The organism is Arthrobacter sp. MDT1-48-3 (genome assembly GCF_054511015.1).
Window position 1 is genome coordinate 1 of sequence record NZ_JBTNDL010000004.1, and the last position, 13608, is coordinate 13608.

Annotated in this window: 15 protein-coding genes; 12 read left to right on the top strand and 3 right to left on the bottom strand. The window is 62.5% G+C overall.

Annotation, left to right across the window (positions count from 1 at the left end; translation table 11 throughout):
- From ACX80L_RS09920 to ACX80L_RS09930, 3 genes are all read left to right on the top strand, one after another.
- Positions 1–1299 (top strand): AI-2E family transporter (locus tag ACX80L_RS09920; RefSeq protein ID WP_459289364.1); only part of this gene is annotated, 1299 nt, incomplete at its 5' end.
- Between the two features lie 98 nt (positions 1300–1397).
- Positions 1398–2240: a phosphatase PAP2 family protein gene (locus ACX80L_RS09925; protein ID WP_459289366.1), complete on the top strand. Its 843-nt coding sequence runs from the start codon at positions 1398–1400 to the stop codon at positions 2238–2240.
- Positions 2237–2926 (top strand): MarR family winged helix-turn-helix transcriptional regulator, encoded by a 690-nt coding sequence (locus ACX80L_RS09930; protein WP_459289368.1) that lies wholly within the window; start codon positions 2237–2239, stop codon positions 2924–2926. Before ACX80L_RS09925 ends, ACX80L_RS09930 begins: the two co-directional genes overlap by 4 nt.
- 460 nt (positions 2927–3386) lie before the next feature.
- On the opposite strand, the gene ACX80L_RS09935 is transcribed toward ACX80L_RS09930, so the two are convergent.
- Entirely contained in the window at positions 3387–4178 is a 792-nt protein-coding gene (locus ACX80L_RS09935; RefSeq protein WP_459289370.1) for an SDR family NAD(P)-dependent oxidoreductase, read from the bottom strand.
- A 114-nt stretch (positions 4179–4292) separates the two neighbouring features.
- On the opposite strand from ACX80L_RS09935, the gene ACX80L_RS09940 reads away from it, so the two are divergent.
- Positions 4293–4808 (top strand): MarR family winged helix-turn-helix transcriptional regulator, encoded by a 516-nt coding sequence (locus ACX80L_RS09940; protein WP_459289372.1) that lies wholly within the window; start codon positions 4293–4295, stop codon positions 4806–4808.
- Between the two features lie 248 nt (positions 4809–5056).
- On the opposite strand, the gene ACX80L_RS09945 is transcribed toward ACX80L_RS09940, so the two are convergent.
- The gene (locus ACX80L_RS09945; RefSeq protein ID WP_459289374.1) at positions 5057–6076 is read right to left on the bottom strand and encodes an LLM class flavin-dependent oxidoreductase; all 1020 of its coding nucleotides are present in this window, start codon (positions 6074–6076) and stop codon (positions 5057–5059) included.
- Positions 6077–6336: 260 nt separating this feature from the next.
- Between ACX80L_RS09945 and ACX80L_RS09950 the strand changes: the two genes are divergently transcribed.
- The 5 genes from ACX80L_RS09950 to ACX80L_RS09970 all read left to right on the top strand — a co-directional run bounded on the left by ACX80L_RS09950 (position 6337) and on the right by ACX80L_RS09970 (position 10275).
- On the top strand, positions 6337–6987 hold the full coding sequence (locus ACX80L_RS09950; protein WP_459289375.1) for an NAD(P)-dependent oxidoreductase: 651 nt from the start codon (positions 6337–6339) through the stop codon (positions 6985–6987).
- 186 nt (positions 6988–7173) lie between these two features.
- Entirely contained in the window at positions 7174–7668 is a 495-nt protein-coding gene (locus ACX80L_RS09955; protein ID WP_459289377.1) for a MarR family winged helix-turn-helix transcriptional regulator, read from the top strand.
- 286 nt (positions 7669–7954) lie between these two features.
- Positions 7955–8320, top strand: a complete 366-nt coding sequence (locus ACX80L_RS09960) for a DoxX family protein (RefSeq protein ID WP_459289379.1) — start codon at positions 7955–7957, stop codon at positions 8318–8320.
- Positions 8321–8376: 56 nt separating this feature from the next.
- Entirely contained in the window at positions 8377–9426 is a 1050-nt protein-coding gene (locus ACX80L_RS09965; protein ID WP_459289381.1) for an LLM class flavin-dependent oxidoreductase, read from the top strand.
- 213 nt (positions 9427–9639) lie between these two features.
- Positions 9640–10275 carry a recombinase family protein gene (locus ACX80L_RS09970; protein ID WP_459289383.1) on the top strand — a complete coding sequence of 212 codons (636 nt, stop codon included), beginning with the start codon at positions 9640–9642 and terminating at the stop codon, positions 10273–10275.
- Between the two features lie 384 nt (positions 10276–10659).
- On the opposite strand, the gene ACX80L_RS09975 is transcribed toward ACX80L_RS09970, so the two are convergent.
- A complete protein-coding gene (locus ACX80L_RS09975; protein ID WP_459289385.1) occupies positions 10660–11403 on the bottom strand; it encodes a CPBP family intramembrane glutamic endopeptidase in 744 nt (247 codons plus the stop codon).
- A gap of 353 nt (positions 11404–11756) precedes the next feature.
- Here ACX80L_RS09975 and ACX80L_RS09980 point away from each other — a divergent pair, with 353 nt between their 5' ends.
- The 3 genes from ACX80L_RS09980 (at position 11757) to ACX80L_RS09990 (ending at position 13179) form a co-directional block, all read left to right on the top strand.
- A complete protein-coding gene (locus ACX80L_RS09980) occupies positions 11757–11948 on the top strand; it encodes a helix-turn-helix transcriptional regulator (RefSeq protein ID WP_459289387.1) in 192 nt (63 codons plus the stop codon).
- 43 nt (positions 11949–11991) lie between these two features.
- Complete coding sequence (locus ACX80L_RS09985; protein ID WP_459289388.1) at positions 11992–12363, top strand: hypothetical protein; 372 nt, start codon at positions 11992–11994, stop codon at positions 12361–12363.
- A 435-nt stretch (positions 12364–12798) separates the two neighbouring features.
- Positions 12799–13179, top strand: a complete 381-nt coding sequence (locus ACX80L_RS09990; protein WP_459289390.1) for a DUF2256 domain-containing protein — start codon at positions 12799–12801, stop codon at positions 13177–13179.
- Positions 13180–13608: the final 429 nt, after the last annotated feature.

The following is a 13608-nucleotide window of genomic DNA, read 5'->3' on the forward strand; positions in this document are numbered from 1 at the left end:
ATGGGACCGCCGGAAGTCGACCGGCGCTGCAACAACCGCACAAGGGACAGGGACTACATGACCGAGCACGCCAATACCTCCCAGAATCAGCAGCGCCCCGACACGCGAGGACACGGAGCAACACCTTCACGGGCGATGCTGCAGCGGATCCGTCGCGGCGCGTTCCTCGAGACGCTGACGCCCGCGACAACAATCCTCGGCCGAATCCTGATCGTCGCTGCCGTGGTGGTGGGCCTGTTCTACCTCCTGTCCGCCCTGTGGGTGATCGTCCTGCCGTTGATCCTGGCCCTCCTGCTGTCCTCCATCCTCTGGCCCGCCAACCGGCTCCTGCGGCGGTTCATGCCCGCTGCTGCCTCCGCGGCGCTGACCATCATCGGTCTGCTCGTGGGCACGATCGGCGTTAGTTGGAGCGCCGCGGCGCTCTCTGTCGATGGTGTGAAGGACCTGTCCAGCCAGGCCGTGGATAACGTCAGGAACCTGGGCGAGTTCGCCGAGTCCCTCCCCTTCGATGCACCGGACATCGACGAACTGCTGATCTCCGGCCTGTCCTGGCTGCAGGAGAACGTCGGCGAGATCCTCTCCCGGGTGTCCTCCGGTCTCGGCACGATCGGGTCCGTTACCGTGACGATCCTGCTGACCCTCGTCCTGACGTTTTTCTGCCTGAAGGACGGCGACCGGTTCTCCGCCTGGCTCCTGCGCTGGACGACCGGCACGGTCTTCGTGCACACCGCCAAAATCTCATCGCGGAGCTGGAAGACCCTCTCCGCCTACGTCTCCTCACAGGCAGCCGTAGCACTCGTAGACGCCGTCTGTATTGGTGTCGGCCTCTGGATACTCGGTGTGCCGCTGGCCCTGCCACTAGCGGTCCTGGTCTTCTTCGGAGGATTCCTCCCCGTCATCGGGGCCGTCGGATCGGGCTTCCTCGCCACCCTCGTCGCGCTCCTGGCCGACGGCTGGGTCACAGCACTGATCGTGCTGGGCATCGTGCTGCTCGTGCAACAACTCGAAGGCAATGTCCTGCAACCGATCCTCGTCGGCAAATCCCTCAAACTCCATCCGGCTGTCGTTCTCACCGCGGTGACAGCCGGCGGCTCACTCTTCGGACTCATCGGGGCGTTCCTCGCGACCCCGGTCATCGCCGTCGGCATGACCGCTTTCCAGTACGCGCGGGAGCAGATGCTCGAGCCCGCCGCAGCTCCGCACACTGACACGGGCGAGGAACTTATCAGGACCGAAACAGAAGCCAACATCCCTTCCACGACGGAACGCCCACACCCTGCACCGGACTCTCGCTCGTGAGAGACACCCATTGATACCGGCCGAATCGAGTTGCCCTGGGGAGGGCCGCAGCAGATCGGGACTCTTCGAGCCGGGTACTTACGAAGGATGGAGCCACGATGAGTGAGCACGCACCACTGACGAGAGCGAAACGAGGTATTCCTGCGGACAGGTTCATTCTGAGCTACGACCTGACGCATTGGCACACCCGGCTCATGCAGCGCTTCGTCGCCTTCCTGTTTCGACTGAGCTCGCGCATTGGTGCCGTGGTGACCCTCGCCGTCGTGCTCCTTACCGGGGTTCTGCTGATCCTGGGAACTGCGACCGGCGCCACCGAACTGTACGAAGCGACCGTGGAAGGAGACGGCGCCCAGCTCCTGGACACGCCAGCACTCCAAGCGGCGATGGCTATGCGGTCGCCTCCTGTCGATGAGGCCCTCACCGCGTATACGACGATCGGCGGGCCCATCGGCATGAGCGCCCTGGCCGGCACGATCATGATTGTGCTGGCCATCCGGCGACGATCCTGGACCCCCGTGGTACTGATCGTCCTCGCAGCTGCAGGTTCCGTTCTCATCACCGTCGTCAGCAAGCAGTTCATCGGACGCGCCCGACCACCCCTGAGCAATGCCATCCCCCCGTACGAATACTCCGACTCCTTCCCCAGCGGCCACGCACTGAACTCACTGGTCCTGGCCGGCATCATCGCCTACCTGCTGATGCTCCGCCGACGAACACGACGAACCGTGGCATGGACAGCGGTCATCGCCATCCTCTTCGCGATCACCATGGGTATCAGCCGTGTATATCTCGGCCACCACTGGCTCACCGACGTCCTCATGGCCTGGGCGCTAGGCTCCCTCTGGCTCACCATCGTCATCACCACCCACCGCCTCTACCTCACCTCCAAACTTCAATCCGGCATACCTCGGATGACAGTGAACGGGGAGGACGACGAGTGAGCCAAACCTTATCTGAGCAGGAGCGAAGGATATGGCTGATCCTTCAGGCGGTAACCCTGAATGTCCCGTCGCGGCTGAGCTCCCCCCTGTTCCATGCGGTACGGATCACCATGTTCGACTACTACGTACTGGCGATGCTGTCCGAAGCCGAAAGAACGCGGATGACAATGAAGGAACTCGCCGGAACTCTGTCATGCTCCATATCCCGCCTCGGTCATGTCATTCGCAAACTCGAAAAACGCGGATGGATCACCCGCAGCGCCGTTGATGCCGACGGACAGAGAGACAGCAGAGGAAACCGTGGCATGGCCGTGCTGACAGACGTCGGCTTCGACACCGTAGTGTCCCTCGCCGAGAACCATGTGAGAAAGGTGCGGGCTCTCGTATTCGACGCTCTCGATGACCAGGACGTCGCGGACCTCGGACGTATCAGCACCAAAATCCTCGACCAGATTTGCCCACCACAGTGGGACAAAACGGCGGTCTGTTCCGCATCAACGCGGGGAAGGTATTCGCGAGCCAGAACGCGGAGTCCGGCACTCATCATGATGATCCGACGCGATGCTGGCGAGAAGCCCTCTGGTTCCGCTAGGGGTGGTGATGCCGGCGACGTGCCTTCAGTGCCTGGCCGCGAAATGACATCCAGCTGTGGGCAGCCGCAGCCATACACAAACACACCGCGCTGAGGTGAAGGAAGAAGTACGGTCCGGCGATTCCGTCACTGATGATCGCTGCCCATAGCCACGACCCTGCAACTGCCGGCCAGGCCAACGCGCCCAAAAAGTGGCGCCCGACCGCATCATCGCCGGCCCGGGCCTCGCTCTCCTGCTCATCCATACATCCACCCTGTACACATCCGCAGAAGCGCGCAAATCCTCCCTCGAAAAGGGGTACCAGCCCACTCCACCCCGACTCCGGACCGCAAAAGAGTGCCTCGGAAACCTAATGCTTTTGGGACACCCGAATAAGTCGGACACCGCACCATCGCTGCAAATCAGGGTCTGCAACGCGGTGTCGCAGCTGCGTGTAGCGGATACGTTCCAATAAGAGACGCTGATTACCCCTGCTGCCAGCTGTGCCTTTTCGCGAGAGTAGTGGTCCTTTCGCGCAGTGACGGGCAGAGTCACAGGATGCCGCGACGTTCTACTAGAGGATCGAGGTGAGTACCCCTCCATCGGCTCGCACCGCGGCCCCATTCGTTGCGGACGACAGGGGGCTTGCAAGGTACACGGCCAGGGTGGCGATTTCGTCGGGCTCGATGAACCGCTCGAGAAGCGTGGTCTGGTTCCCACCGATGATCATTGCCTTGAGATCGTCTGTCGCGAGCTGTTGTACCTCGGCTATCTGCTCCACCGTCTGGGCTACCCCGTCGGAGTAGGTGGGTCCGCCGAGGATCGTGTTGACCGTGACCCCGGTACCACGGGTGAGTTTGGCGAGTCCGTTCCCCAGGGCGAGCATTCCGGCTTTGGTGACGCCGTAATGGATCATGTCTGCGGGGATGTTCACGCCTGATTCGCTGCTGATGAAGATGATCCGGCCCCATCCTGCGTGGATCATCTGTGGAAGTAGGGCACGTGAGAGCCGCACACCACTCATCAGGTTCACGTCGAAGTAACGTGCCCAGTCATCATCAGAGGTGCTCTCGAAGGGCTTCACGTCGAAGAGCCCAACGTTGTTGACGAGAATGTCGATGCCATCGAGCGACGCCACGAGGCGCTGTACCTCGGCGGGGTCACGGAAGTCGGCGGCGATGCCTGAGACGGTGCCGCCGGGTACTTCTGATTCCAGTTGCCGTACCGCATTCTCGACCCGATCCTCGGTGCGCCCATTGATGACGACCGAGACTCCCTCATCGAGAAGGGCCTTCGCGGTTGAGTAGCCAATGCCCTGGGTGGAGCCGCTGATAAACGCTCGCTTCGTCGCCAACTGCATGTCCATGCTTCGTCGTACCTCACTTATAACTTGACTGGGAAACTAAACTCTAGGGGTCGGATAGTTGCCCGGTCAAGTAAACGAGCGGCGGGTCCGGGCTGGTTCTCGTACTGTGGTCATATGACTGATACCCACCGGCCCGAAGATCTTGCGGGGGATGACCTCGGAACGTGGGTGGGACTGGCAACAGTTCTGGAGTGGTTGCCGCCGGCACTCGATGCGCCGTTGATGCACGACTTCGGTCTGACGCACTTCGAGCACGGCATCCTCTTCGCTCTGTCCAACGCACCCGAGCAGACCCTTCGCATGAGTGAGCTGGCCGGCTTCGCCAACAGTTCACTGTCACGACTGTCCCGCGCAGTCGCACGACTCCAGGGCCGGGGTTTGGTGCAGCGCGCCCAGGACCCGAAGGACGGCAGATCAACCCGGGCAACCCTGACCGATGTCGGACATGAACTACTTGAACAGGCAACGCCGGCTCACGTCGCCACAGTGAGAAGGCTCGTCCTGGACCCGTTGACAGCCACTCAAAGACGCCAGCTCCACAACATCACTACGCGCATCCAGCAAGCCATCCGAACGAACGAAGGATGGCGGCCACCACAAACCGGCCAGTCATCCGCTACCCCTGAGTAGGGCGGACGGCCTGGAACTCCACCCTCCGGACTCCACCTACCTACACCCGGCTGATCCGCTAAAGGTGTTGCGCCATGTGCACCACGCACAACAGGCCGCACGTAGGGCAATCAACTTCTGTCCCTTTATCGTTTCGATTACGGCGCTTCGATCAACAATCCAAAACTGCACTTGACGTGTTCGCTCTGCTTTTTTCAACACGTTCCCAGCATGGGCTGAAGCTTGTGCTGATGGAAGCTTTGGGCGGGTCAGGGGTGGTTCCAACCCAGTGCGTCTCCGACGGCTTTGATTCCTTGGAGCAGGGTGGTGTTGATGTCCACGCCGAGCTGGTTTGGGATGGTGATCATCACCATGTCCGCGGCATCGAGGGCCGCGTCGCTGCGTAGCCGTTCAACGAGCTCTTCAGGTTCACCGTAGAAGCTCGGCCCAAAGCGGCTGCTGATACCTTCCAGTTGCCCGACCCCTTCGCCTCCGGACCGTTTGCTGGCGAAGTAAGCGCGCGTGACGTCATCGACAACCGGCATAATGCTTCGGGCAACCGATACTCGTGGGGCCCAGTCCCAGCCGGTCTCGTGCCAGGCCTTCCTGAACCCGTCGATCTGCTCGAGTTGCAGGCGGTCGAACGGGATGCCCTTCTCATCCTGGATGAGGGTGGAACTCATCAGCTGCATCCCCTGCTTCGCGGTCCAGAGCGCTGAGTGGAGGTTCCCGGCGCCCCACCACACACGTTCGCGCAGGGTGTCCGATCGCGGGGTGATTGGCAGCTTCCGGCCTCCTGGGTAGAGCTGGGGATTCGGGTCGGCAATGGGTGCGCCTTCAAGGGCTGATAGCAGTTCAGCGGTCCGCTCACGAGCCATGTCGGCGTCCGAGGAACCCGGTGCCGGGACATGTCCGAAGGAGCGGTAACCGCGGTCCGCGTGTTCGGGTGAACCCCGGCTCACCCCGAGCTGCAGACGCTCCCCTGAGAGCAAATCAGTTGCTGCGGCCTGCTCCGCGAGGGAGAGCGGGTTCTCATACCTCATGTCGATCACCCCGGTGCCGACCTCCAATGTCGCGGTCCTCGCCGCGATGGAGGAAAGCAGAGGGAACGGATTCGCCTGCTGCTCGGCGAAGTGATGGACCCGGAAATACGCGCCGCTAATGCCGATCTCCTCCGCCGCCACGGCCAGATCGACCGCCTGGAACAAAGATTCCCTGGCGGAACGCACACGCGAACCCCGCTGGTCACTCCAGTAGTTGAAGGACAGGAACCCGATCTTCTTCATCATGCTCACTCCTCATCCGCTACAGGTTGTTCCGCAGCCCAGATCGCTGCAGCGTACAGAACATATAGTTGATACGTCAACTATATTCAAGAGCCTGCCGTGACCCATCATGCGGCGCGTCATCGGATGTGCCCGACGTCACGGACTCCTGGTCAGTCCAGGTAATTGACACATCAATTACCTGGACGTAGTGTTTGAGCATCGGCCGGAGGAAAGCTCCGACCAGAAACCTTCAGCAACAGTCATTGAGAAAGTAGGACCCCATGTCCAAGGTCATCGTCTTCGGCGCCACCGGGTACGCCGGAAGCAACATCACCACCGAGCTGGTCTCCCGCGGCCACGACGTCCAGGGCGTTGCCCGCCGTTCACCGGACACCGCCCCTGAGGGTGTCTCCTTCAGCACCGGATCCCTGCACGACGCCGAAACGGTCCGTACCGCTGTCACCGGAGCCGACGTCATCGTCGTGTCGCTGCCGGCCAGCGCCACCGAGGACGGCGGACCCCGCCTCCTGGACTCCATTCCTGCGGTCATCGATGCCGCCATCGCCGCCGGAGCGCGGCTCGGCGTGGTCGGTGGAGCTGGGTCCTTGAACGCCTATGACGGCGGGCCCAAGGTCATGGACCTCGAGGTCTTCCCGGCGGACTTCCGCCCCGAAGCCCAGAACCACGCGGACGTGCTCGAAGCGCTCCGCGAAGCACCGGCCGACCTCGACTGGTTCTACCTCAGCCCCGCCGGCGGTTTCGGTGCCTGGGCACCGGGTGAGCGCACCGGCACCTTCCGCCTGGGCGGTGACGTCCTGCTCAGCGACGAGAACCACCAATCGAATATTTCCGGTGCCGACTACGCGATCGCGTTCGTCGATGAGATCGAGCAGCCCAAGCACTCCCGTCAGCGCTTCTCCGTCGCCTACTGACGCCGGCGCAGCAGGGCGGCTCCGCTCCCCGGGGCCACCACGAACACGCACTCGGGTCATGACGTCGATCGTCTGGGATGATCGAACCTTCCCAGGAGCTGCCCATCCGGCAGCTCCTGGGCCCACCCTCGGGTCGGAAAATCGGTCCGGCGGTGTCGGGACGAGGTAGCAACAAGGAGGACAGGCATGGACGAGATAATGACCCCGGTCAGGACCAAGCGTTCACCCACTCGGGATGAACTCGCTGTCTGGCGGGACTACATCGAGACCTCCGAAGCGGTCAAACGTGCCCTCACCGCTGACTTCCAAGCAACCTTAGGCATGTCCCCGGGCGACTACGGAGTGATGCTCGCACTCAGCGAGGCGCCCGACCGGGCACTGCGCTCCTCGGACCTGGCAGAGACCATCGGATGGGAACGCAGCAGACTCTCCCACCACCTCCGCCGCATGGAGGACCGGCAGCTGATCACCCGCCACAAGGTCGATGGTGACAGCCGCGGAGCGACCATCACCCTCACCGACGCCGGGGCCGACCTGTTCCGCAGATCATCTCCCTCACACCTGCGCGTGGTCCGCGAGGTGTTCATCGACGCCTTCACCCCCGATCAACTCGACGCCATGAGGACAGCCGTTCAGGCCCTCCGCACCCACCTCCAGAACCGGCCCACCACCGGCTGCTGAGCCAACCCCTACCAACCCGAAAAACGCCCGGCCGCAAGAAAACACCCCGGGCTCACCGAGCACTCCCGGTTCTACGAACTCCAACCTCTGGCCGTACCGGCCCGGCACGTGGCCCCTCGCCGAATCCCTCACCCTCAGCCGAGGACGCTCCCGCCCGCCCCGAACGGCCTCTCACTACCCGACACACCCACCTGGCAGCCGCATGCCCTCATGTCGTGCGGCCCTTTTTCCTAGCCTTCACCTCCACCTCGTACGTCACCTTGTACTTCTTCAGAACAGGACTGTCATGCTCATCGCTCTCTGGATCCTCGTCGCCTTGCTCACCATCGCCTTTCTCGGCGCCGGCTTCGTGAAGCTCGTCAAGCCCCGCACCGCGCTGATTAACCGCGGCATGCCCTGGGCGGAGGACTTCTCCCCCACCACGATTAAACTCATCGGGCTGCTCGAGATTGTCGGCGCGCTCGGCCTGATCTTGCCTCTGGCCACCGGCATCACCCCCGTCCTCACCCCGATCGCCGCCACCGGGCTTGCCATCGTGATGATCGGAGCTGTCGTCGTCCACCAGCGCCGACACGAGCCCGTCATCCCTCCGGCCGTCCTCGCCGTCCTATCGATCGCCACCACCGTCCTGGGCTTCACAACCCTCAGCTAGTCCCGCCCGCTCCACCGCTCACGGCTCACAGGCCGGACCATGATCAGGAGAACACTATGCAGTACCCCATCGAGCTCGGCCTGGACACTTTCGGTGACGTCACCGAAACCACCGATGGCGTCCTTGTAAGCCACGCACAAGCCATCCGCGACGTGGTGGATCAGGCGGTCCTCGCCGACCAGCTCGGCCTGGACTTCTTCGGCCTAGGTGAGCACCATCGCATCGAATTCGCCGTCAGCGCCCCCGAAGTGGTCCTCGCCGCGATCGCCGCCCGCACCAAGAACATTCGCCTCGGATCCGCCGTCACCGTACTCAGCAGCGACGACCCCGTCCGCGTCTACCAGCGCTTCGCGTCCCTCGACGCCCTCAGCCAGGGACGCGCCGAGGTGGTCCTCGGCCGTGGGTCCTTCACCGAGTCCTTTCCCCTGTTCGGCTATAACCTCACTGACTACGAGATCCTGTTCGAGGAGAAGATCGAACTGTTCGCCGAACTGCTCAAAGATGCACCCGTGACCTGGTCGGGTACCAAGCGCGGCAGCCTCGCAAACCAGTGGGTTTATCCCCGCCCTGAATCAGGGACCATGACCACTTGGGTAGGCGTCGGCGGCTCCCCCCAGTCCGTGGTCAGGGCAGCCCACTACGGACTGCCCCTGATGCTTGCAATCATCGGAGGCGAACCGGCACGCTTCGAACCCTACGCCGATCTCTACCGGCGGGCCCTGGCAGAACTCGGCAAGCCGGCACAGCCGATCGCCATTCACTCCTCCGGCTACGTGGCCGAGACGGACGAGGAAGCACTTGAGACTATCTACCCGCACCACATGGCGTTCATGGAGAAAGCCGGCCGTGAACGGGGATGGCCGCCCTTCTCCCGGGCCCAGTACCTCCAGGGCGCTGGACCTGACGGCGCCCTCTACATCGGCTCTCCCGAAACCGTGGCTCATAAAATCGCCAAGAACCTCCGGCTCCTCGGCGCTTCCCGCTTCGACATGCGCTACAGCATGGGCCTACTCGGACACACCCACCTCATGAACAGCATCGAGCTCTACGGAACCCAAGTAGCACCCCGCGTCCGCGAACTCATGCACGAACAGACGCTGCCCTAACCCTGATCCTTGTCCTTCTGATAGCCGAACCTCCCGCAAGCCGAGCAGGGAACACGTCTCACAAACCTAAAGCTTTTCAAGACAGCCGCAGGGCCGTCACGCCGAGCGATCACTCCCCCGCAATTCCGGCCCTCTGCATGTCTCGGAAACTTGTCTCACCGTAGTGCGTCTCGAAAGTGCTCGCCTTCGAGGTTTGTGAGTCAGAATGGCGGGATGAGGCATCTCGGCTACACCAGGGTCAGCACATCGAGTCAGGATGCGCAGCTGCAACTCGACGCACTGGTCGCTGCGGGGGTGCATAAGCGAGATGTCTTCGCTGATGTGACCTCGGGAACGAGGACCGCGATTGAACGTCCTGGTATGAAGAAGTTGCTCGGGTACGCCGACGAGGGAGATACCGTCGTCGTGTGGCGCGTCGACCGGCTGGGCCGGTCCCTCATCGACGTCCTTAACACTGTGAATATGCTCCGCGACCGCGGGATCCTTATTCGATCCCTTTCTGACGGTATTGATCCGGCGACGTTGACGGGCCGGCTGATGCTGAACATGCTGGCGACTCTGGCCGAGTATGAGCGGGAGCTCATCGTGGAACGCATCAACGCCGGCATCGCCGCGTCCAAGCAGACCGGCACGAAATTTGGGCGGCCAGCCGTGAATCCCAAGGTCATCGCCGACAAGCTCGCGATTGCTGCCGACGCTCGAGCGAAGGGGCGCACGGCTGAGGAAGCAGCCCGACTCGTGGGCTGGAGCCGGGCGACGCTGTACCGACACCAGCAAGCCCTAGCGATCAGCGCGCCACCATCGATCGAGGCATCACCGCCTCCGGGCAGCACTGATCGACTCGCATGAATTCGGGACATAGAAAGGCGGTGCGAGTGCGTCGCCCTAAGGATTACACCGATCAGGCAGCCCCCACGAACCGGCCTTTCGCGACGTGGGGTTTGATGGTCCTGGCAGCGGTTAGTGTGCTCCTGCTCCCCGACTGGACAGGGTCCGGCAACCTACGCCCCGTGTGGATTTTTCTCATACCCATTCTGCTCGGTCTTACAGGAGCAGTTCTTGCCCTGAAGCGTGGTCACTATTGGTGGGCTGTGGGGTCGGCACTATGGGGCTTCGTGCTACTCCAAGCGCTCATCGTCGCCACCACCCTGATCAGTGGGCCATAAGCATTCACTCCCTCCGTGGCCTATCAGCGGGACTTGTAAATGCCACGCCTCCGTAGACCGGCCCCGGTCAGACGACGGCGAGAATGGTGCCCGTGACGAGGGCGTTGTTAGCTGCGTGCAGGAGTATTGGGGCCCAGAGGTTCTGATGGAAGCGGCGAAGGAGTGCCAACGCGATCCCCAGAGTGAAGAGGTAGACGAACGTCAGTGGGACGAGGTGAACTGCCGCGAAGAGAGCAGCCGATAGAACGACTGCGACACCAGGCCGAAAGCGTCTGGTCAAACCGTCCAAGAATGCGCCTCGGAACAGGATTTCCTCCCACAGTGGAGTGATGACGGCGACGACCAGCAGGCAAACCGCGATCAGAGGAGCGGACAGGTTGACGATGTCGGCGAGGGGATCGTCAGCGTTTCCAGCCGACGCCGTGTTCACCCCGACGGAGGTAAGGACGATAAGGAACAGGCCCTGCAGGGAACCGCAAACGATGATGGTCGCCGGTATCTGCCAGAGCAGGTGCAGCAACCGGGGCGTGGGGCGCCGAAACCCAAGATCAGCTGGAGTGAGACGGTTCCGGCGGAAGAGATGAAGGTAAAGAGCGAGGAGTACTGCCGCTGTGACTGTGACGAGGAAGACCGGCAGAAGTGACGCAATTGTGAACGTGACCAGGCCTAAGAGCCCCACAGCGACGATCACGCCGGCGACCACGGCGATGTAGATGGCAATGAACATCAGCGCCCAGGACGCCTGCCCGAGAGTCGATGGTGTTACCTGCCTGCGCAACGGCATCGGTTCGGTGGTATAGATGTGCGTCAACGAACAATCCCCAGGGTTGATGTGAAATGTGCGGTCCTGCTTCCAAGCTACGTCCACCCGCTCGCTTCCTCGGCAGATTCTCACTACATAGGTTCGTTTGAGGCTTCTGCGTAGCCAAAGCCCCTGACCTCGATGCAGCCATGACCACCGCCCAGTTGAACCCTGCAGTACGCACAAGCGCACTGGCGGCGTCGAAGGACGCCCGTCCGCAGTGGAGGAATCACTGCCACAAGCAACTAGAAGCGGCGGCATACCGACACCCGGCGCAGCAGTGGAATAGCTTGAGTGATTGACACCCTACGCAATGTAAAGCAGCCTTGTCAGGACAAGCGCGTTTTACATGAGGGGGTGGAGTGCCGAACAAGATCCGCGATCTTCGCGCCGAGATGGGCATGTCGCAGCGAGAGCTAGCCGAAGCTCTTCAGGTCTCGCGGCAGACCGTCAACTCGATCGAGACGGGCCGCTACGATCCATCCCTGCCTTTGGCGATCGCCATCGCCCGCTACTTCCACCGTCCAGTAGAGGAGATTTTCCATGCAGACTGACACCCGCTTTTCATGCAACGTGATGGCCCTGGGAATCCTGTGAGTGATCCTCGGTCTGGTGACCATCGCCGTGGTGCTGCTCCGCGAGCACGCCCCGGGCAACATGATTCCCGGGTTTCTCGTCGGACTGGGGATCGGTATCGCCGCGGCACTGGTCATGGCATGGAGGGTGCTTCGCAGGCCGGAACGTGCCACGACCTTCGAGCGGGCGTGGACCCAGACCGGAGACGAGCGCGAGGACACACTCCTGACCCGTGCACTTGCCGTGGTCGGCCTGGCATCACTCCCCTTGATCGGCATCGCCACCCTAGCCATTGGATTCGGCGCCGAACCACCGATGGTCATGACTCTGCTCATGGCGACCCTGTTCGTCATCGGCGTCGGTTCCTTCGCGGTCATCGACCACCGAACCTGACTATTGAAACATCCGCCTGAAACATCCGCCGCAAGCGTCTTCGATGGACACAGGGCCGAGCACTGCGCCAATTGTCACAATAAGCGAAGCCGACAGGATAAGCAGAAGAATCCCCTTCGTCTTGCATCCCGTGGGATGCAACATACTAGGACGAAGAACAGCATTTCCCCCGCCACTACTGTTCCTGCTATGTTTTGCTACCCTGTCTTTCAAGCAGGGGTGCGTTTTCTCGATACAATGGCTGAATGACCTTGCACAGGCAAGCGTCTACCTCAGCACGCTTTTCTCTGGACGGTGCCCGACTAGCAGAGCCGCCCGACTCGCGTTGTGTAAGGGGTACGAAAATGTGCGACCGCTCTCGCCCATTGAGCGACGGCGCCTTCGCCGTGACCCGCTCCATCTCCGGGCGCCTGTGACGGCTGCGGTGGCCCGGTGATGAGGTCGGCAGGTCCTGCGCACGAGCCCAAGTCCTGCCGCTCCTGCGGACGCCGCATCGAGTGGCGGAAGAAGTGGGAGCGGAACTGGGAGGACGTCGCCTACTGCAGCGACGCCTGCCGGTCCCGCAAAATCCGTGCCACCGACACCGCGCTCGAGAAGTGGCTGCTCGCGCGGCTCGACGCCGCAACCCGCAGTTCGGGGATCGACCCGGCCGACGCCGCAGCGGCCCTCGGCGGCAGTGACAGCCCGCTGCACGAGCCCGCACGCAACGCTGCCCGCAGGCTCGTCGCCCGCGGACTCGCGGAGATGGTGCAGCGCGGCGCCGTCGTAGACCCCTCGACCGCCAAGGGCCCCGTCACACTCCGCAGACCCCGCTGATCCTGCTGACCCCGCTGAATGCATGACCCCGCTGACCGCACCGTGCGCGGGCAGGGTGTTCCGCCGTCGTCCGTGCTCGGCGCGCGGACGGCTCGAAGCGCTGGTGTTGTGGTGGGTAGCAACGCAATTCCTGATGCGCAGGACACAGGCGGATGGTCAGCCGTTCTCTAGCGACGCTGTCGTGCAGGGTGTACCTATACGCAACACTCCGGGTCATGCCAGCCAGTAGGTCTTTTCCAAAAATCGGACCGCATAGTCAGGGCTTGCGGACAGGAAACTGCTTCACACTGCCGTCTTCCGGCCCCAAAAGAAGAACAGTACAAGGAAGGCGCCCAGCCCCGGAAAGGGGCGGTGCTGTGCCACCGCGGACAACACTGGGCAGAAAGCTCAGCATTCCATCGAGTACCGCACACTCATTCTCTTCAATGA

Coding starts and splice junctions, on each gene's coding strand:
- ACX80L_RS09935 (WP_459289370.1), bottom strand. CDS start 4,178: ATGGACATGCAGTTGGCGACGAAGCGAGCGTTTATCAGCGGCTCCACC.
- ACX80L_RS09925 (WP_459289366.1), top strand. CDS start 1,398: ATGAGTGAGCACGCACCACTGACGAGAGCGAAACGAGGTATTCCTGCG.
- ACX80L_RS09990 (WP_459289390.1), top strand. CDS start 12,799: ATGAGGTCGGCAGGTCCTGCGCACGAGCCCAAGTCCTGCCGCTCCTGC.
- ACX80L_RS09945 (WP_459289374.1), bottom strand. CDS start 6,076: ATGATGAAGAAGATCGGGTTCCTGTCCTTCAACTACTGGAGTGACCAG.
- ACX80L_RS09940 (WP_459289372.1), top strand. CDS start 4,293: ATGACTGATACCCACCGGCCCGAAGATCTTGCGGGGGATGACCTCGGA.
- ACX80L_RS09965 (WP_459289381.1), top strand. CDS start 8,377: ATGCAGTACCCCATCGAGCTCGGCCTGGACACTTTCGGTGACGTCACC.
- ACX80L_RS09970 (WP_459289383.1), top strand. CDS start 9,640: ATGAGGCATCTCGGCTACACCAGGGTCAGCACATCGAGTCAGGATGCG.
- ACX80L_RS09950 (WP_459289375.1), top strand. CDS start 6,337: ATGTCCAAGGTCATCGTCTTCGGCGCCACCGGGTACGCCGGAAGCAAC.
- ACX80L_RS09955 (WP_459289377.1), top strand. CDS start 7,174: ATGGACGAGATAATGACCCCGGTCAGGACCAAGCGTTCACCCACTCGG.
- ACX80L_RS09960 (WP_459289379.1), top strand. CDS start 7,955: ATGCTCATCGCTCTCTGGATCCTCGTCGCCTTGCTCACCATCGCCTTT.